Origin of the sequence: Acidocella aquatica (assembly GCF_030160635.1) — a bacterium.
In the GTDB taxonomy this organism is placed as follows: Bacteria; Pseudomonadota; Alphaproteobacteria; order Acetobacterales; family Acetobacteraceae; genus Acidocella; species Acidocella aquatica.
The window spans coordinates 73,569-91,658 of sequence record NZ_BSOS01000065.1; the positions used below are offsets into that span (position 1 = coordinate 73,569).

The 18,090-nt window shown below is 63.3% G+C and carries 15 protein-coding genes; 14 read left to right on the top strand and 1 reads right to left on the bottom strand.

All coding sequences use genetic code 11. From position 1 onward, the window contains the following. Positions 1–73: 73 nt before the first annotated feature. From QQJ84_RS09775 to QQJ84_RS09840, 14 genes are all read left to right on the top strand, one after another. Positions 74–1,333, top strand: coding sequence for an aromatic ring-hydroxylating oxygenase subunit alpha (locus tag QQJ84_RS09775; protein ID WP_284257981.1), 1,260 nt, complete (start codon positions 74–76; stop codon positions 1,331–1,333). Then, on the top strand, positions 1,330–2,421 hold the full coding sequence (locus tag QQJ84_RS09780; RefSeq protein WP_284257982.1) for a hybrid-cluster NAD(P)-dependent oxidoreductase: 1,092 nt from the start codon (positions 1,330–1,332) through the stop codon (positions 2,419–2,421). The genes QQJ84_RS09775 and QQJ84_RS09780 overlap by 4 nt, the downstream gene beginning before the upstream one ends. Before the next feature lie 3 nt (positions 2,422–2,424). Next, positions 2,425–3,393: a GlxA family transcriptional regulator gene (locus tag QQJ84_RS09785; protein WP_284257983.1), complete on the top strand. Its 969-nt coding sequence runs from the start codon at positions 2,425–2,427 to the stop codon at positions 3,391–3,393. Positions 3,394–3,498: 105 nt separating this feature from the next. Continuing rightward, positions 3,499–4,470 carry a dipeptidase gene (locus QQJ84_RS09790; RefSeq protein WP_284257984.1) on the top strand — a complete coding sequence of 324 codons (972 nt, stop codon included), beginning with the start codon at positions 3,499–3,501 and terminating at the stop codon, positions 4,468–4,470. A gap of 27 nt (positions 4,471–4,497) precedes the next feature. Further along, entirely contained in the window at positions 4,498–5,028 is a 531-nt protein-coding gene (locus tag QQJ84_RS09795; protein ID WP_284257985.1) for a DUF5943 domain-containing protein, read from the top strand. A gap of 65 nt (positions 5,029–5,093) precedes the next feature. Then, a complete protein-coding gene (locus tag QQJ84_RS09800; protein ID WP_284257986.1) occupies positions 5,094–7,157 on the top strand; it encodes an NADH:flavin oxidoreductase in 2,064 nt (687 codons plus the stop codon). A 2-nt stretch (positions 7,158–7,159) separates the two neighbouring features. Then, positions 7,160–9,061 carry a (Fe-S)-binding protein gene (locus tag QQJ84_RS09805; RefSeq protein ID WP_284257987.1) on the top strand — a complete coding sequence of 634 codons (1,902 nt, stop codon included), beginning with the start codon at positions 7,160–7,162 and terminating at the stop codon, positions 9,059–9,061. After that, entirely contained in the window at positions 9,058–10,179 is a 1,122-nt protein-coding gene (locus QQJ84_RS09810; RefSeq protein ID WP_284257988.1) for an electron transfer flavoprotein subunit alpha/FixB family protein, read from the top strand. The genes QQJ84_RS09805 and QQJ84_RS09810 overlap by 4 nt, the downstream gene beginning before the upstream one ends. Further along, positions 10,176–10,940 (top strand): hypothetical protein, encoded by a 765-nt coding sequence (locus QQJ84_RS09815; RefSeq protein ID WP_284257989.1) that lies wholly within the window; start codon positions 10,176–10,178, stop codon positions 10,938–10,940. The genes QQJ84_RS09810 and QQJ84_RS09815 overlap by 4 nt, the downstream gene beginning before the upstream one ends. Before the next feature lie 62 nt (positions 10,941–11,002). After that, positions 11,003–11,413, top strand: coding sequence for a dihydroneopterin aldolase (folB, locus tag QQJ84_RS09820; protein ID WP_284257990.1), 411 nt, complete (start codon positions 11,003–11,005; stop codon positions 11,411–11,413). 110 nt (positions 11,414–11,523) lie between these two features. Next, positions 11,524–12,753 carry a porin family protein gene (locus QQJ84_RS09825; RefSeq protein ID WP_284257991.1) on the top strand — a complete coding sequence of 410 codons (1,230 nt, stop codon included), beginning with the start codon at positions 11,524–11,526 and terminating at the stop codon, positions 12,751–12,753. Between the two features lie 220 nt (positions 12,754–12,973). After that, on the top strand, positions 12,974–13,903 hold the full coding sequence (locus QQJ84_RS09830; protein WP_284257992.1) for a DMT family transporter: 930 nt from the start codon (positions 12,974–12,976) through the stop codon (positions 13,901–13,903). 54 nt (positions 13,904–13,957) lie between these two features. Next, on the top strand, positions 13,958–15,004 hold the full coding sequence (locus QQJ84_RS09835) for an NAD(P)-dependent oxidoreductase (protein ID WP_284258158.1): 1,047 nt from the start codon (positions 13,958–13,960) through the stop codon (positions 15,002–15,004). 44 nt (positions 15,005–15,048) lie between these two features. Then, a complete protein-coding gene (locus tag QQJ84_RS09840; protein WP_284257993.1) occupies positions 15,049–17,487 on the top strand; it encodes a GcvT family protein in 2,439 nt (812 codons plus the stop codon). Between the two features lie 24 nt (positions 17,488–17,511). On the opposite strand, the gene QQJ84_RS09845 is transcribed toward QQJ84_RS09840, so the two are convergent. Further along, positions 17,512–18,090: a HutD/Ves family protein gene (locus QQJ84_RS09845; protein WP_284257994.1), complete on the bottom strand. Its 579-nt coding sequence runs from the start codon at positions 18,088–18,090 to the stop codon at positions 17,512–17,514.

An 18,090-nucleotide genomic window follows, 5' to 3' on the forward strand; every position in this document is an offset into this window, starting at 1 on the left:
CAAAATCTAAAGACGAGCATGGCCGGGCGTTGCATGCTGCCAGTCATAAACACTCAAGCAGAAGGCCAATAAAATGTCCGACGCCGCGATGACGAAGCTCAAGCATCTGGTACAAAACCGCCGCCCCTACCACATGCTTGAGGCGCCGTTCTATACCGACCCTGATATTTTTAAGGCGGATATGGATCTGATTTTCAGGCGGCATTGGATTTTCGTGGGGCTGGAGCCGGATGTGCCCGAGCCGGGCGATGTTATGAACGTCAAGATCGGCGATGCGTCCATTCTGATCGTGCGTGATGATGACAACAACATTCACGCGATGCACAATATCTGCCGGCACCGCGGCGCGGCTCTGGTGGTCGATGAAAAAACCAGCGTGGGGCGCCTGGTCTGCCCTTATCATTCCTGGACCTACGGGCTCGATGGCGCGTTGCTGCACGCGCAATATATGCCGGAGGATTTCGACGCCAGCTGCAGCGGGTTGCGCAAGGTTCACCTGCGTTCGGTCGAGGGCTTGCTGTTCATCTGCCTGGCGGAAAACCCGCCGGAGGATTTTGAGGAATTCGCAAAAACCGCCGGCCCCTACGTGGCGCCGCACGACATCGCCAATTGCAAGGTGGTGCATGAGAGCGATCTGATCGAGCCGGGCAACTGGAAGCTTGCCGTGGAGAACAACCGCGAGTGCTACCATTGCTCGGCCAATCATCCCGAGTTGACGCAATCGATCTATGAGTTCGGCTTCGGCTTCGATGCAACCGAACATGACCCCTCCCGCCAGGCGCTGCGGCGCCATTATGAGGATATGGTTGAGAAAGATCTGGCGGCGTGGGAGGCGGCGGGCCTGCCCTCAGTTGAGAACAACCAGCGCCTGGAAGCGGTTTCGGGCTTTCGCGTCGGGCGTATGACGATGGATAAGGCGGGCGAATCTCAAACGCTGGATACCAAGATCGCCTCCAAAAAACTGCTCGGAAATTTCACCGAGGCGCGGCTTGGCGATCTCTCGATCCACACCCAGCCCAACTCCTGGCATCATCTGATGAGCGATCATATCGTCTCCTTCGCGGTGTTTCCGCTGAGCGCCAACCAGACCCTGGTGAAAACCAAATGGCTGGTGCACAAGGATGCGGTGGAAGGTGTTGATTACGACATGGAGAATCTCACGCGCGTGTGGAGCGAAACCAACGTGCAGGATAGCCGCCTGGTCGGGCTGAGCCAGCTCGGCGCGCAGAGTCCCGGCTATGTGCAGGGGCCGTATTCTAAACAGACGGAAGGGCAGGTGGAGCAGTTCGCCGCCTGGTACATCGCGCGGCTCAAGGCGCATCTCTGCGCATGAGAGCCGAGCATATCTTCAAGGACGATGCGGGCGGTACCTCGTCATTCTGGAGCGGCGAGGACGACAATACGCTGGTCTGCATCGGCACGCGCGAGGAGACGCATGATGTTAAAACCTTCATCTTTGCGCCCAAGCGCCCAGCATTGTTTCATTTTCAACCCGGACAGTTCATCACGTTTGATTTCGTCATAGGCGATGCGGTGGTCAACCGCTGTTACACCATCGCCTCCTCGCCCACGCGCCCGCATGTGCTCAGCATCACGGTCAAGCGCGTGCCGGGCGGCCCGGTTTCCAACTGGCTGCATGAGACTATGTCCCCCGGCCAGGAGGTGAACGCCACAGGCGCATTGGGCAGTTTCAGCTACGCGCGCAATCCGGCTGAAAAATACCTGCTGCTTTCCGGCGGCTCGGGCATTACGCCGATGATGTCGATGGCGCGCGCGCAGTTTGACCTCGCCAGCGAGAGCGACATCGTCTTCATGCACCACGCGCGCACCCCGGCGGACATCATCTTCCGCCGTGAGTTGGAGTTGATGGAGGTTCATTCACGGAACTTCAAATTCATCCCGGTCTGCGAGGCCGACGCCAAATTCCACAGCTGGGGTGGACTGCGCGGGCGCATCAGCGCCGGAATGCTGAGCCTGGCCGTGCCCGATTGCGCCGAACGCGAGGTCTTTGTCTGCGGCCCGCCGGCCTATATGCGCGCGGCCAAGGCGCTGCTGGAACAGCTCGATTTCAACATGGCGCACTATCACGAGGAGAGTTTTGATTTCGCCACGCTGGCGCAGGAGCCAGCGCCGGTGGCGCCGGTGCTGGCCGGCGGGGGTTCATATGAGGTCATGTTTGCCAAAAGCCAGCGCGCGGTTATCTGCCCCGCGCAAAGCACGGTGCTCGATGCGGCCCGCGCCGAGGGGATGCGCCTGCCGTCATCCTGCGCTAAGGGGCTGTGCGGCACATGCAAATCCCGGCTGCTTTCGGGCAAGGTGGAAATGTCGCATCAGGGCGGCATCCGCCAGCGCGAGATCGACCAGGGAATGATCTTGCTCTGCTGTTCCAAACCGCTGAGCGATCTGGTGATCGAACGATAAGACATGGATCTGGCGTCACTTTCCCGGTTTGGATTTTTCACACTGCCTGACTATTCGATGATCGCGGTCACCAACGCCATCGAGGCGTGCCGCATGGCAAACCGCGTCGCCGGGCGCGAGGTTTATTCGTGGCAATTGCTGACGATGGATGGCGTGCCCTCAACCGCCAGCAACGGTCTTGCTCTGTCGCCGTGCATGCGGCTTGGTGCCGCGCCGCCGCCTGATGTTCTGTTCGTCTGCGGCGGCGTGCATGTGCGCGCGGCGGTGAAAAAACCAATGCTCGATATGTTGCGCCGCCAGGCCCGCCACGGCCTGCCGCTCGGCGCCCTCTGCACCGGCGCCTTCGCCCTTGCCGAGGCGGGGCTGCTCGAGGGCTACCGATGCGCCATCCATTGGGAAAATCTCCCCGCCAGCCGTGAAGAATTTTCAAAGACAGAGTTTGTTCCCGACCTTTTCGTGGTCGACCGTGACCGGATCACCTGCACCGGCGGCATCGCCCCGCTTGATATGATGCTAAGCCTGATCCATGCCCGGCTGGGCCGCTCCTTCGCCGAGGAAGTTTCCGCCGCGTTCATTCACGAGCGCATGCGCATGAGCGGCGAGCGCCAGCCGCTGGCCGCGCATGACCGCGCCAGCTCCAGCCATCCGCTCCTGGCGCAGGCGGTGGCGCTGATCGAGGCAAATCTCGCCAACGATCTCCCGGCCTCTGAAATCGCCGAACGGCTGAATGTCTCGCCCCGCCAGTTGCAGCGCTTCTTCAAGCGCCACATGGGCACCACGCTGGCGCATTTCGCACAGGAATTGCGCCTCAAGCGCGCCCAGCACCTGTTGCAGCAGACCGATTTGCGCATTACCGACGTCGCCTCGCTGTGCGGTTTTTCATCCGCCGCCTATTTTTCCTCCGCCTATGCGCGCTGTTTCGGTTACGCGCCCAGCCGCGAGAGCCATAAATCCTCCATCACCGGAGCATGAAATGCCATGCGTCGTGAATTCCCCTGGAAATGTCGCTTTCAGTAAAGTTACGCGTGACGAAAACGGACAGATTAGCCAACAACCAATATTCGATAAGAGATAAATATGACCTCCTTGCATCAAGACTCCATTGTCATCGACGGTTTGATCATCGCCAAATGGGGGCGTGACGTTTTTGAGGATATGCGCAAAGGCGGGCTGACGGCCGCCAACTGCACCGTCTCGGTGTGGGAAGGCTTCCAGGCGACGGTTCAGAACATCGCTGGGATGAAGAAAATGATCCGCGAGAATGCTGATCTGCTGACCCTGGTGCGCAGCACCGCCGACATCACGCGCGCCAAGGCGGAGGGCAAGACCGGCATCATCCTGGGATTCCAGAATGCCCACGCGATCGAGGATCATCTCGGCTACATCGAGGCCTTCGCCGATATGGGCGTGCGGGTAATCCAGCTTTGTTATAACACGCAAAACCTCGTCGGCACCGGCTGTTACGAACGCGACGGCGGCCTCTCCGACTTTGGCCGCGAGGCGGTGGCCGAGTTGAACCGCACCGGCATCATGATTGACCTGTCGCATGTCGGCGCGAAAACCTCGGAGGAGACGATCCTCGAATCCAAGAAGCCGGTTTGCTATTCACACTGCCTGCCCTCAGGGCTGAAGCAGCATCCTCGCAACAAATCCGACGAGCAGTTGCGCTTCATCGCCGATCATGGCGGCTTCGTTGGCGTCACGATGTTCGCGCCGTTTCTCAAGCGCGGGATCGAGGCAACGGTGGACGACTACATCGAGGCGATTGATTACGTCATCAACATTGTTGGTGAGGACACCGTCGGCATCGGCACGGATTTCACCCAGGGCTACGGGCATGATTTCTTCGAGTGGCTGACGCATGATAAAGGGCGCCACCGCCGCCTCACCAATTTTGGCAAAATCGTCAACCCTGAAGGCATCCGCACAATCGGCGAATTCCCCAACCTGACCGAGGCGATGGCCCGCGCGGGCTGGGGCGAGGCGCGTATCCGCAAGATCATGGGTGGCAACTGGCAGCGCGTCTTCGGGCAGGTCTGGGGCGCTTAAGCTTTTTCATTCATCCGGGAGCCATTTATGAATCCGCTTTTGCCAATTGATGTCGACGAGAACACCGGCGTTTGGACCACCGACGGTCTGCCGATGCTCTATGTGCCGCGGCATTTTTTTACCAATAACCATCTCGCGGTGGAGGAAGCTCTCGGCCGCGCGCGTTACAGCGAAATTCTCTACCCCGCGGGCCACCGTTCAGCCTATTTCTGGTGCGAAAAAGAGGCGCAGACGCACGGGCTCTCTGGCCTCGCGGTGTTTGAACATTATCTCAAGCGTCTCTCCCAGCGCGGCTGGGGCCTGTTTGAATTCATCTCCGCCGATGCCGCCACCGGCCAGGCGCAGATTTCGCTGCGCAACTCTTCTTTCGTGTTGCAACAGCCCCAGGCGCACGGGCGGCTTTGTTACATGTTCGAGGGCTGGTTCGCCGGCGCCATGGATTTTGTCTCACAGCAGACGAACCCGGCGTCGCCGGTCAAAACAAAAAGCATAGAGAGCCAGTGCGCGGCCGAAGGGCATGAATACTGCATCTTCACCGTCTCGCCGGTCACGCCCTGATACATTGCTGCAGGGCGCCCCGCGCGGGCGGATTGCCTTGCCCTGATATTTTCTGAGGATTTTTCATGCGCTACCCAAACCTTCTTTCGCCTTTTGTGTTGAACAAACTGACCCTGCGCAATCGCATCGTCAGCACGGCGCATGCTGAGGTTTATGCCGAACCGGGCGGCCTGCCCGGCGATCGCTACATCCGTTATTATGAGGAGAAGGCCAAGGGCGGTCTCGGTCTGGCCATCTGCGGCGGGTCCAGCCCGGTGTCGATCGACAGTCCCCAAGGCTGGTGGAAATCAGTCAACCTCTCCAACGACCAGATCATCGAGCCCCTGGCCCGCCTGGCCGGCGCCATGCACCAGCACGGCGCGAAGATCATGATCCAGGCGACGCATATGGGCCGCCGCTCGGCTTTTCATGGGGAGCATTGGCCGCATCTGATGACGCCTTCCGGCGTGCGCGAGCCGGTGCATCGCGGCAACGCGAAAATCATCGAGGTTGAAGAAATCAACCGCATCATCAAGGATTTTGCCGCCGCCGCCCGGCGGGTGAAGGCCGCGGGCATGGATGGAATTGAAATCTCCGCCGCCCATCAACATCTGATCGATCAGTTCTGGAGCCCGCGCACCAATTTCCGCACCGATGATTTCGGCGGCAGCCTGCAAAACCGCATGCGCTTTGGCCGCGAGGTGCTGAGCGCGGTCCGCGCCGAGGTGGGGGCAGATTTCGCCGTGGGCCTGCGCATGTGTGGCGACGAGTTCCACCCCGATGGCCTCGATCATGAAACATTGAAGGAAATCGCCCATGAAATGGTATCGAGCGGGCTGATCGATTTCCTCAGCGTGGTCGGCTCCGGGGCTGATACGCACAACACCCTGGCCAACTGCATGCCGCCGATGGCGCTGCCCCCTGAGCCTTTCGTGCATCTGGCGGCTGGCATCAAGGCGGTGGTGAACATTCCGGTGATGCACGCGCAGAGCATACGCGACGCCGGCCAGGCCGAGCGCCTGCTGGAGAGCGGCATGATCGACCTCGTCGGCATGACCCGCGCGCAGATCGCCGATCCGCACATGGCGATGAAAATCCGTGATGGGCGCGAGGATGAAATCAAGCAATGCGTCGGTGCGAATTACTGCATCGACCGGCAATATAACGGGCTGGACGTGCTATGCGTGCAAAACGCCGCCACCTCGCGCGAAGCCACAATGCCGCATGTCATCGCCAAATCCGGCGGGCCGAAGCGCAAGGTCGTGGTGGTGGGCGGCGGCCCCGGCGGGCTGGAGGCGGCGCGGGTCGCGCGGCTGCGCGGGCATGATGTGGTGCTCTTCGAGCGCGAATCCACTGTCGGCGGGCAGGTCAATCTCGCCGCGAAAGCGCCGCAGCGCGAGCAGATGGCGGGCATCATCCGCTGGTTTGACATGGAAACAACCCGCCTCGGCGTGGAGCGCCGCCTGGGCGTGGAAGCCACGGACGCGATGATCCTGGCGGAAAATCCCGACATCGTGGTCCTGGCCACGGGCGGTGCCAGCCATATGGGCCAGGTCGCGGGCTGGGGCGCTGCCTCCGGCCTATCTGTCAGCGCGTGGGATATTCTCTCAGGCCGCGCCGCCCCGGCGCAAAACGTGCTGGTGTATGATTCAATGAGCACCCACGCCGGCGCCGGCGTCGCTGACTTCCTGGCCACGCGCGGCAGCCGCGTCGAGATCGCGACGCCGGACGTGAAAATCGCCGATGATGTCGGCGGCACCACTTTCCCCATCTTCTACCGCCGCCTTTACGCGCTGGATGTGGTGATGACGCCAAACGTCTGGTTAGACGAGGTCTATCGCGAGGATGGCAGGCTGGTCGCCGTGTTGCGCAATGAATATACCGAGGTGCAGGAGGAGCGCGTGGTCGATCAGGTGGTGATCGAGAACGGCATCCTGCCCAACGACCAGCTCTATTGGGCGCTGAAGGAAAAATCCCTCAACCACGGCCAGACGGATATGGAAACGCTGTTCGCCGCGGCGCCGCAGCCCTCCTTGTCGCAGCCGCTGGGCGGCGGGCGCTTCCTGCTTTTCCGTGTGGGCGACTGCATCTCCCAGCATAACATCCATGGCGCGATCTATGATGCGCTGCGGCTGTGCAAGGATTTCTGAGCATGCACAGCCTGGATCATCTGGTGACGCTTTTCTTCTGGCTGGCCGTGGCGGCGCTGGCTTTCGGCACAATGCGGCGCGCGCGGCTGTGGCGGGCGGGGGCGGCGGCGCCGTTTAATTGGGCGCAGCTGCTCACCGTGCCCCGGCGTTATCTGGTCGATGTGCACCATGTGGTGGCGCGCGACCCGTATATCGCGCGCACGCACATGCTGGTGGCCGGTGGCGCCGTGGCGGCCATGGCGCTGGTGGCCCTCAATTACGGGCTGATGCTCTATCGGCCGCTGCTGAACGGCGCGCTCGTGCTGGCGGCTGCGGTGATGCTTGGCGGCAGCTATCTGGTCTGGCAGCGCCGCCGCGCCCCGCTGCCGCGCCTCTCGGCCGGGCCCTGGAACCGTTTGCCCTACACGCTGGCGGCCTTCGCGTTCGGGCTGCTGGCCCTGGCGCTGCTGCCCTCCGCTTTGCTTTCAGGTTTTTTCGCGGCGCTCATCATGCTGGCGCTGCTGGCCGGCACGGCGGAGCTGGTGCTGGGTATCGGCACCGGCGGACCGATGAAACATGCGGTGGCGGGCGTGCTGCATCTGGCCTTCCATCCCCGCGCGGAGCGTTTCGCCCCCCGCGCGGAGCGTTTCGCCATGCGCTCCACCGCGCTGCGCCCGCTGGACCTCGCCGCCCCGGTGCTGGGCGTGGAAAAGCCAACGGATTTCCGCTGGAACCAGCTTCTCGGCTTCGATGCCTGCGTGCAATGCGGCAAATGCGAGGCCGCCTGCCCGGCCTTCGCCGCCGGTCAGCCGCTGAACCCGAAAAAATTCATTCAGGACATGGTGCTGGGCCTCTCTGGTGGCAGCGACGCGGCGTTTGCCGGCAGCCCCTATCCCGGCATCACCCTGGGCGGCCATTCCGGCGGCCCGGAGGAGCCGATACTCCCCGCGCTGCTCGCGCCGGAAACCCTCTGGTCCTGCACCACCTGCCGCGCCTGCGTGGAGGAGTGCCCGATGCAGATCGAACATGTCGACGCGATCATTGATCTGCGCCGCTTCCAGACCCTCGCGCGCGGCGCGCTGCCGGGCAAGGGGCCGGAGATGCTGGGCAACCTGCGCGAAACCGCAACGCAGGGCGGATATGACAATGCCGCCCGCTACCATTGGGCGGTGGATCTCAACGTCCGCCAGATCAGGCCGGGTGAATCGGTTGATGTGCTGCTGGTGGCGGGTGAGGGGGCGTTTGACATGCGCTACCAGCGCAGCCTGCGCGCCCTGGTGAAGCTCCTGCAGGCCGCCTCGGTGGATTTCGCGATCCTCGGCGCGCTGGAAGTAGACACCGGCGACACCGCGCGCCGCCTGGGCGATGAGGCAACCTTCCAGGCGCAGGCCGTGCGGTTGATCGCCACTTTGTCGACCCTGACCTTCGGGCGGATTCTCACCGCTGATCCGCATGTGTTCCACAGCCTCAAGAACGAATATCCGGCCCTGGGCGGGCACTTTACCGTGCTGCATCACACCGTCTTTCTGGCCGGGCTGGCCAGCAGCGGGCAGCTGAAGCTGGGCGCAACAAGCGAGACGCGCACCATTACCTATCACGACCCCTGCTATCTCGGCCGCTACAATGGCGAGACCGAAGCACCCCGCGCCCTGCTGCGCCAGATCGGCGTGCGCCTGACCGAGATGGAACGCTCGGGCCTGCGCGGCCGCTGTTGCGGCGGCGGTGGCGGCGCGCCGTTGACTGACATCCCCGGCACTCAACGCATCCCCGATATCCGCATCGCCGACGCCCGGGCCACCGGCGCCGGGCTGGTGGCGGTGGCCTGCCCCGGATGCACCGCGATGCTGGAAGGCGTCGTCGGCCCCAGGCCGGAAGTTATCGATGTGGCGGAGCTGCTCGCCGCCGCGCTGGAGGGCCAGGCATGAACCAGGAGCGTAAACGTCTCGACCCCCGCCGCCCCTTCGTGCTGAGCCCGGCCGGCCTGCGCCGGATCATCCTTGGCGCCACCGGCGGGTTTGATGCCTCGCTGCTGGCCGCGCCCGCGCACACGCCCGCGGCCAAACCGCTGCGCCTGAAGGGGGATCCTGCCGGGTATCTGCTGGTCGCGGCGCACAGCCAGCGCGGCATGCTCGATGCGCACGCCCACCAGGCCATCGCCGCCGCCGCATTGCTGGCAAGCCCGCAACAGGCGGTCGCCGTGCTGGTGTTCGGCGGTTTGAATGAAGATCTGCGCGCGTATGGCGCTGATCTGGTGGCGGTGCTGCCCGGCGCCGATGAGCAGGGCTTCGCGCCGGAGCAGGAGCTAGCCTCGCTGTGCGAATTTGTCACCCGCTATGCGCCCGCGCATGTGTTCATGCCTGATAACGATATCGGTGATGGCGATCTCGGCCGCCGCCTCGCCGTCCACCTGGAGGCGGAGGTTGCCACCCATGTGGTGGAGCTCAAACCCGGCGCGGTGGCGATGTACTGGCAGGGCGGCGCCGCGCTGGCGCGCGGACCTATGCCCCTGGTGGTGCTGATCGCCCCTGATGTGGTGGAAACCGGCCTGCCGTTTTCCGGCGCGGGTGAAACCGTGGCGCCACCCGCCGCTCAGGCGCCGCCGGGCCGCTATCAGAACCGCGGCCTGCGCGAAATCGCCGCCTCCGCCTTGGCGCTGGAGGAGGCGGATTTCATCGTCGCCGCCGGCAACGGCGTGGCCGATATTCCAACGCTGGAGGCCGTGGCCGCCGCCTTCGGTGCCGCCGTGGGAGCCAGCCGCGTGGCGGTGGACGAAGGCAAATTCACCCGCGACAAGCAGATCGGCGCCACCGGCAAGACCGTGAGCGCCAGCACCTACCTTGCCGTCGGCATCTCCGGCGCGGTGCAACATCTGCAGGGGATCAAAGCCTGCCGCCACGTCATCGCCATCAACAGCGACGCCAGCGCGCCAATCACCAAACGCGCGGATCTGAGCGTCGTCGGCGATGCCCAGGAGGTGATGACGGCGCTGCTGGCCGAGCTGGCGCAGCGCAACTGGCCTGATACCGCGCGGGAGAGCGTATGATGCCCCCTCAACTCAAAATCGCGGCCCTGGTCTCCGTGGGGCGCAACCCGGCCAGCGGCGCGCCGCGCGCCGCGCGCAACGATGTGCTGGCGCTCGATGCCGCCCTGGCCCTCGCGCCGGAGGTCAGCGTGCTGCATGCGGGCGATGCCGCCCCCGCGCTGTATGATTACCTGGCCTACGGCGCCGCCAATGTGGAGGTGCTGCCCCTGCCGGCCGGGGCTGATGCGCTGGCGCCGCTGGCGGCGCGTGTTGCCGGGTATGATCTCATCCTGTGCGGCCAGCGCGCCGAGGCGGGGCAGGGCAGCGGCACGCTCCCCTACCGGCTGGCGAAGGCCCTGAACATGCCAGTGGTGAGCGCGGCGTTGGAGATCACCCTGCTGGGAGACGAGGCGGAGATTGTGCAGTTTCTGCCCAAGGGCCAGCGCCGGGTCGTGCGCGTCAGCCTCCCGGCTGTCATCGCGCTGCACCCGCTGGCCCCGCGCGCCCCGCGCTATGTGTATGCAAGCCTGCGCGCCGGGCGCCTGCTGAGCGCGCCGGCGCTGGTTGCGGCGCCCTTGCCGGCCAGCCCCTGGCAGAGCGAACCCGCGGTCAAAAAACCCCAGAGGCTCAAGCCGCTTGAAACCCGCCAAGGCCATGCAAGGCTGCTGGGCGCCATCGCCACCGAGAGCAAGGGTGGCGCGCTCGTGCGCGAGGGCAGCGCGGCCGAAAAAGCGCGCGCGATACTGGATTATCTGCGCACCAACCGGCTGATCGAATTCTAGATGGCACTCATCACTCCCGCATATGATATTGCCTCGCAACGATACGCGCATGGCTCGCCAGCATGAACCAGACCAGCCCCATCAGAGACTCGCGGCTTTTTCGCCGCATGTTTGTCAGAGACCTGGTGCTCGATGCCTCGATCGGCGTTTACGCGCATGAGCATGAGACGCTCCAGCGCATCCGCATCAATCTGGATCTCTCCGTGGTTGACGATGGCGGCGCGCATCGCTCGCACTGCGTGGCCGGGCCTGACGATCTGGCCCGCGTGGTGGACTACGAAGCGATCGTGGTGCGCGCGCGTGAAATTGTGAAATCAGGGCATGTTCAGCTGGTTGAAACGCTTGCCGAGCGTTTGGCGCGAACATGTCTGGATGATGCCCGGGTGTTGAACGTCCGGGTACGCGTGGAGAAGCTCGATGTATTCGTTGATGCGGCATCAACGGGTGTTGAGATCGAGCGCTGGAATTCCTGACGACCCAAACTGCGAGACTGTGTCAGGAAAAAATAAATCAGATCGCAAACACGGCAATGCATCTGAGTTTAACAGGTAAGTTGAGACTTTAACGTTTATTGGAGAACAAAATGAATATTCGGCAAAAGATTCTTTGCCTCACGGTGTCGGCCATCGCCATCGCGGCTTGTGCGCCCACGGCGAAGGCGATGAGCGGCCCGGCCGCCATCCAGATTGATGGTGGACCGCTGGGACCGCTGGAATTATCAGGTGCTGCCGATGGCATGGCCTATTTTTTTTCCGGAACGCAGCGCTACGCTGACACCGGCGGTATAGGCGCGCCCGCGACCAACAATGCGGGGCCTAAAGCGGTCGGAATGCAGTTTATGAACGGCGAAATCGAGCTGCAAAAGAACACCGGCGTGCTCCAGGCCACCATCGAGGTGGGCTCGACGAATTACATCTACCTGGGCCTGGGTCAGAACCCATCCTCAATCCAGAGCTTCTCCACCGGGCCGCTTTATGGCGCTTACGTCACCCTGGCGCCAACCGGTTCGCCGGTCACCATCTCGGTTGGCCAGGTCACCGGGCTGGAGGGATATGAAGCAGGGCAGGAGTTCAACAACGCGAATATCTTTCTCTCGCAGATCGCCTATGTGGAAAGCGGACAAGGCCGCGGCGTGATCGCGAACTACGCCTCGGGCCCGGTCAGCGCCTCCGTGTTCTTCGGCGATGGCTACGACACCGGCGTGTTCAACTCGCTGCAGGCGGTGGCAGGCTACACCTTCAACAGCAACAACAGCGTTGATGTTTATTACGGCGGCAACCTGGGCAGAACCGGCGTGCACGCCAACACCTACGGCAACGGCTCGCTGGCCTATAGCAACAGCTATGTAGGCGCGGCGCCGGAATTCGAGAACTCGCAGATGGTCGGCGCCTTTTACAGCTACACGGTGGGCCATCTGAACCTGGTGCCTGAGCTGCAGTATGAATACGCCAAGGCCGATGCCACGCTTGGCATTCAGAAGGGCATGTCCAACATCGTAGGCGCGGTCTTCGCTGATTACAGCTTCGGCACCTCGCCCTATTCGGTCGGCGCCTGGGTTGAGTATTTTGACCAGCATGAGAGCGTGGCGGATGCCACAAACGGCACCTACTGGTTCTATGGCCCGAATGCGACGGGCGAGGCGATCTCCGTCACGCCGACCTGGCAGGAGAAGGATATCTTCCTGCGCGCCGATGTTGGCGCGTTGCTGCTCAACCGCACCAGCGCTTACGGCCTGCCCAAATACGGCTATGGGAATCAGCATAATGATTCCTTCCAGCTGAGCGGGCTGCTTGAAACCGGCCTGGTGTTTTAATCCGCTCCGGCAGCCAGAGCGCGATCGTTTGAGGTTCGCTCAACCGAGCGAGCCGAAAGCGTGAATCGCCCTGAGAAAAACGGCTTTAGCCTGATCGCACTTAAAGCGATCAGGCTCTAGCCATCCTCGCGGGCTGCAGGCCCCCCTGCCGGCCGTACCCGGCTTCTGGCAATCATGCGCATGATGACAGATTTTAAACTGTGAAGCAGGAGTAAGGCGGGTGCGGGCTGCCCAGGTCATAGAACGGCTGCAGCAACTGGAAGGCGCGATGCCCAGTGCCGGTGCTGCCGTGGGCATGACTCTGGTCTCCGTCCTGCTTTGGGGCTTTTCGCCCATCGCCACACGCTACATGGTTGGAATCGGCGATGGCGGGCTCTCGCCGGTCGCCTTCATGGGTTTGTGCTACGGCATCGCCGCTGTTGTGTTGTCACCCGCTTTGCTCCTGACCCGTAACTGGACAAGCCGGGACTGGCTCGCGGGCGTGGTTTCCGGCGTTATCGGCATCACCGGCTATAATTTCCCAGCGGCGATTGGGCAGCAAACGGTCTCAGCCGGGCTCACCGGGCTGCTGGACGCGACGGAGCCATTACTGATTTTGGTTTTTGCCTCCATCGCGCTGCGCAAGGCGCCAACGCTGCTGACGGTTTTCTCGGTTATCGCCGGCCTCTTCGGCGTCATGCTGCTGGCGCACGGCACGGGGCCTGCTTTTGGAACGCCGCGTGGCATCATCCTGGTGCTAACCGGCGCCGTGCTGTGGGCGCTATATTGCGTGCTGGTAACCCCCCTTATCAACCGCCGCGGTGCTTTGCCCACAACCGCCGTCACGGTATTATCAGGCGCTTTGCCGATGGTCCTGTTTGGCGCGCCCAAAATTCCTGGCATCGTTGTGGGCATGAGCCTGGCGCAATGGCTGGTCACTTTCGCGTTTATCGGCGGCAACGCCGTGGCAGCCATTCTTTTCTGGAATGCGGGCAGCGCCGTTCTGGGGGCGCAGCGCGCCGGATGGTTCCTGTATCTCCTGCCACTGGTCAGCCTGCTCGGCGGGGCCGCGTTTTTGGCTGAGCCGCTGAGCTGGATTGAATTGCTTGGCGGCGCGCTGATCCTTCTCTCAGTATTCCTGGCGCATCTTGAGGCGAAGCCGCCCGGTTAGCGCTTATGCTCAGCTGATAGATAATTGCTGGCAAAACTCGTTCCTGGCCTCTCGATGCCCACTCCCGGCACAAGCGCCCAACGCCCCATCAAACAAGTACACTACCTACCAATACGCTACTTGATATTTTTTCCGCCTTCCCACACTCTCCCCCCATCAGCCCCAAGCCTCACCGCCAGGGGACGCAAAACAAAACGGGAGCAGAGCATGCAGCAAGTAGGTTTTATCGGCGTCGGCGCCATGGGCGGGGCAATTGCCGCCTGCCTGCTCAAAAAGGGCGTCCCCGTGCTGGCGTATGACCGCAACCCGGCGGTCCTGGCCGCCCTCCAGCAAAAAGGCGCCACCGCCGCCGCCTCGGTGCGCGAGGTTGTGGACCAGGCCGAAATCGTCTTCGCCTGCCTGCCCACGGTGGACATCTGCAAAACCGTCGCCTTTGGCCCCGGCGGCGTCGCCGAGGGTCAAAAGGTCAAAATCTACATCGAAACCTCCACCCTGGGCGGCGCGGCGGCTGTGGAAATCGCCGAGGGCCTGGCCAAACACGGCATCACCTTGCTCGATACCCCCGTCGTCGGCGGCACCATGGCGGCTGAGGCGGGCAACCTTGGCGTCCTCACCGCCGGCCCCGCCGAAGCCTTTGAGCGCGCCAAATTCGCCCTGGAAGCCTTCGCCGGCCGCCTCTTCTACCTTGGTCCCAACGCGGGCATGGGCCAGGCCGGCAAGGTGGTGAACAACGCCGTCGCCTACGCCTGCGTGCTCTCTACCTGCGAGGCCGTCGCGCTGGGCCTGAAGGCCGGGCTGGACATGGAAACCGCCGTCGCCATCATCAACCAGGGCAGCGGCGCCAATTTCTTCTCCCAGCGCGTCTTCCCCGGCTACATCATGCAAAACAAGTTTGACGGCACCGGCGCCATCGAAATCGGCCTCAAAGACGTCAAACTCTTCCTGGAGGAAGCAGGCCGCCTGCATATGCAAACCCCGATGGCCAGCGCCGTCTCCTCATTGCAGAAACAAATCATCGACTCCGGCGCTCCCGGCCGCGACACCCTCACGATATTTCACTATTTCACCGATCTGGCCGGTCTGCCCCGCTTTGGGTCGTAACAATCCCTCTTGCCTGCCTCCGCGTTCAGTTCAATGATGCGGCCATGACCCTCCCCACCCAATCGCGTGCCGTCATCATTGGCGGCGGTATCATCGGCTGTTCCACCGCCTACCATCTGGCCAGGCTCGGCTGGGAGGTCACGCTGCTGGAGCGCGCCAAACTCACCTCGGGCAGCACCTTCCATGCCGCCGGTCTGGTCGGCCAGCTTCGCTCCTCGGCCAGCATCACCCAGTTGCTAGGTGAATCGGTTAAGCTCTACCGCTCGCTGGAAGCCGAAACCGGCCTCGCCACCGGCTGGAAGATGAACGGCGGCCTGCGCCTCGCCTGCAACCAGGAGCGCTGGACCGAGGTGAAGCGCCAGGCCACCACGGCGCGCTCCTTCGGGCTGGAGATGCATTTGCTCACGCCGAAGGAGGCGCAAGACCTCTGGCCGCTCATGCAGATCGACGATCTCATCGGCGCCGCCTTTTTGCCGACGGATGGCCAGGCCAACCCGTCGGACATCACCCAGTCGCTGGCCAAGGGCGCGCGCATGAACGGCGCGAAAATCTTCGAGGACACGCCGGTCACCTCCATCGAGGTCACCAACGGGCGCGCCACCGCGGTGCTCACCGCGCAGGGGCGCATCGCCACCGATGCCGTCATCGTCTGCTGCGGCCAGTGGACCCGCACCCTCTGCGCCACCGTCGGCGTCAACGTGCCGCTGGTCTCGGTCGAGCACCAATACATGGTCACCGAGGCCATCCCCGGCACACCCAAAAACCTGCCCACTTTGCGCGACCCGGACCGCCTGACCTATTACAAGGAGGAAGTCGGCGGCCTCGTCATGGGCGGCTACGAGCCCAACCCCATCCCCTGGGCCGTGCACGGCATCCCGGAAAACTTCTCCTACCAGTTGCTCAACTCCAACTGGGAGCATTTCGAGCCGATCATGGAGCTGGCCATCGGCCGCGTCCCGGCCCTTGCCACCGCGGGGGTTAAAACCCTCATCAACGGGCCGGAAAGCTTCACCCCCGACGGCAATTTCATCCTCGGCGAAGCCCCGGAACTGCCCGGCCTCTTCGTCGGCGCCGGGTTCAACGCCTTCGGCATCGCCTCGGGCGGGGGCGCTGGCAAAATGCTGGCCGAATGGGTCGTGGGCGGCGAACCCTCGGCTGATCTCTGGCCGGTTGACATCCGCCGCTTCGGCCCCCCGCACCGCGACACCGGCTGGGTCCGCACCCGCACGCTGGAAGCCTACGCCAAGCATTACACCATGGCCTGGCCATCGGAGGAGTATAAATCCGCCCGCCCGCTGCGCCGCTCGCCGCTTTATGCGCGCCTTGAGCAGGCCGGCGCCTGCTTTGGCGAAAAGCTCGGCTGGGAGCGCCCCAACTGGTTCGCCGGCCCGGGCGAAACCCCGGCTGACATTTACACCTTCGAGAAACCCAACTGGTTCTCAGCCGTTGCGCGCGAGCACGGGAACACGCGGCGCAACGTCACCCTGTTTGACGAAACTTCCTTCGCCAAATTCCTCTTCACCGGCCGCGATGCCGAGGCCGCCCTCTCGTGGATCTGCGCCAACGACATCTCCGCCCCCCCCGGCAGCCTCACCTACACGCAAATGTGCAACACCCGCGGCGGTATCGAGGCTGATCTCACCATCGCCCGCCTGGAGGAGCGCAAATTCTACATCACCACCGGCACCGGCTTCGCCACGCATGATGCTGACTGGATCACCCGCAACATCCCCAAGGGGATGGACGCGCAGCTGCTCGATGTCACCTCCGCCTACGCCACCCTGGCACTGATGGGGCCAAATGCCCGCGCGGTGTTGCAGCAGATCACCACGGACGACCTCTCCAACGCCGCCTTCCCCTTCGGCACCGTGCGCACCATCACCGCCGCCGGAGCGCGCGTGATGGCCCTGCGCATCACCTATGTCGGCGAGCTCGGCTGGGAGCTGCATATCCCCACCGAATTTGCCCTCACCGTCTATGACGCCCTGATGGCGGCGGGCGCTGCCCATGGCATCGCGCCGGGCGGCTACCGCGCCATCGAATCCCTGCGCCTGGAGAAATTCTACCGCGCCTGGGGCTCGGATATCGGCCCCGATCACACCCCGCTCGAAGCCGGGCTGCGCCCCTTCGTGAAACTGAAAAAGCCCATCCCCTTCCTCGGCCGCGCGGCCCTGGAGGCCCAGGCGGCCAGCCCGCTGAAGAAGCGGCTTGTAAGTTTCACCACCAACGACCCGAACGTGATTCTTCTTGGCCGCGAGACCATTTATCGCGACAACATCCGCGCCGGCTGGCTCACCGGCGGCGGCTTTGGCCACACCATCGGCAAACCCATCGGCTTTGGCTATGTCCGCAACCCGGAAGGTGTGAGCGACGAATTTCTCACCTCGGGCACTTACGAACTCGAGGTCGCCACCATCCGCGTCCCCGCCACGCTACACCTGGCGCCGCTCTACGACCCAAAAATGGAGAAAATCAAAGTTTGATGGAATCGCCAAGCGATTCCGGTTCTAAACTCTGTTAAGCTCTATAAGGTAGATGGCCGTCCGGCCCTCTGGCGTCACGATGAGGGGCCGTGTCTGGCTTTCAAAAAAAGCGGCATCCCTGGCGGGTAGGCGGCCTGAATGGATACCGTCATCAAGACCCAGAGCGCCGGAACAGCTCAGGACCACGGTGATCCCGGCTTGCAATTGCCACCGCACGGGCGCCTCCGTATCCAGCCTTAGCAGCCGGTGGGTGAAACGGTTGCGCCTTGTCATGACGTTGAGGTCGAGGATGGGTCCATCAACCAATTTTGCAAAGGCGGGGGCATCCGCGGCAAAGCTGTAGGGGATGGATGCCGGTGAAATCCTGACCGGCGGAGCCTCAGAGATTGAAAGAACGATGCCATTGCCTTCAAGAACCGCAAGCGTGCGATCAATCTGCGGAAACTCCGAAAACCAGCCGTCGGCGCCGACCTGCGCCATGCTGATGCGCCAGTCGAAGTCATCCGTCGTGGCGCCGGGTGGCGCCACGGCGATTTCAGCCGTCGTACCGGCTCCGTTTTTCCAGGGCATCTGGCGGTAGCCGGCACTTTCGATGATTCGCAT

Bases quoted from the DNA above. Each gene is read 5' to 3' on its own strand.
- QQJ84_RS09775 (WP_284257981.1), top strand. From the start codon at position 74: ATGTCCGACGCCGCGATGACGAAGCTCAAGCATCTGGTACAAAACCGC.
- QQJ84_RS09780 (WP_284257982.1), top strand. From the start codon at position 1,330: ATGAGAGCCGAGCATATCTTCAAGGACGATGCGGGCGGTACCTCGTCA.
- QQJ84_RS09785 (WP_284257983.1), top strand. From the start codon at position 2,425: ATGGATCTGGCGTCACTTTCCCGGTTTGGATTTTTCACACTGCCTGAC.
- QQJ84_RS09790 (WP_284257984.1), top strand. From the start codon at position 3,499: ATGACCTCCTTGCATCAAGACTCCATTGTCATCGACGGTTTGATCATC.
- QQJ84_RS09795 (WP_284257985.1), top strand. From the start codon at position 4,498: ATGAATCCGCTTTTGCCAATTGATGTCGACGAGAACACCGGCGTTTGG.
- QQJ84_RS09800 (WP_284257986.1), top strand. From the start codon at position 5,094: ATGCGCTACCCAAACCTTCTTTCGCCTTTTGTGTTGAACAAACTGACC.
- QQJ84_RS09805 (WP_284257987.1), top strand. From the start codon at position 7,160: ATGCACAGCCTGGATCATCTGGTGACGCTTTTCTTCTGGCTGGCCGTG.
- QQJ84_RS09810 (WP_284257988.1), top strand. From the start codon at position 9,058: ATGAACCAGGAGCGTAAACGTCTCGACCCCCGCCGCCCCTTCGTGCTG.
- QQJ84_RS09815 (WP_284257989.1), top strand. From the start codon at position 10,176: ATGATGCCCCCTCAACTCAAAATCGCGGCCCTGGTCTCCGTGGGGCGC.
- folB (WP_284257990.1), top strand. From the start codon at position 11,003: ATGAACCAGACCAGCCCCATCAGAGACTCGCGGCTTTTTCGCCGCATG.
- QQJ84_RS09825 (WP_284257991.1), top strand. From the start codon at position 11,524: ATGAATATTCGGCAAAAGATTCTTTGCCTCACGGTGTCGGCCATCGCC.
- QQJ84_RS09835 (WP_284258158.1), top strand. From the start codon at position 13,958: ATGCCCACTCCCGGCACAAGCGCCCAACGCCCCATCAAACAAGTACAC.
- QQJ84_RS09840 (WP_284257993.1), top strand. From the start codon at position 15,049: ATGACCCTCCCCACCCAATCGCGTGCCGTCATCATTGGCGGCGGTATC.
- QQJ84_RS09845 (WP_284257994.1), bottom strand. From the start codon at position 18,090: ATGCGAATCATCGAAAGTGCCGGCTACCGCCAGATGCCCTGGAAAAAC.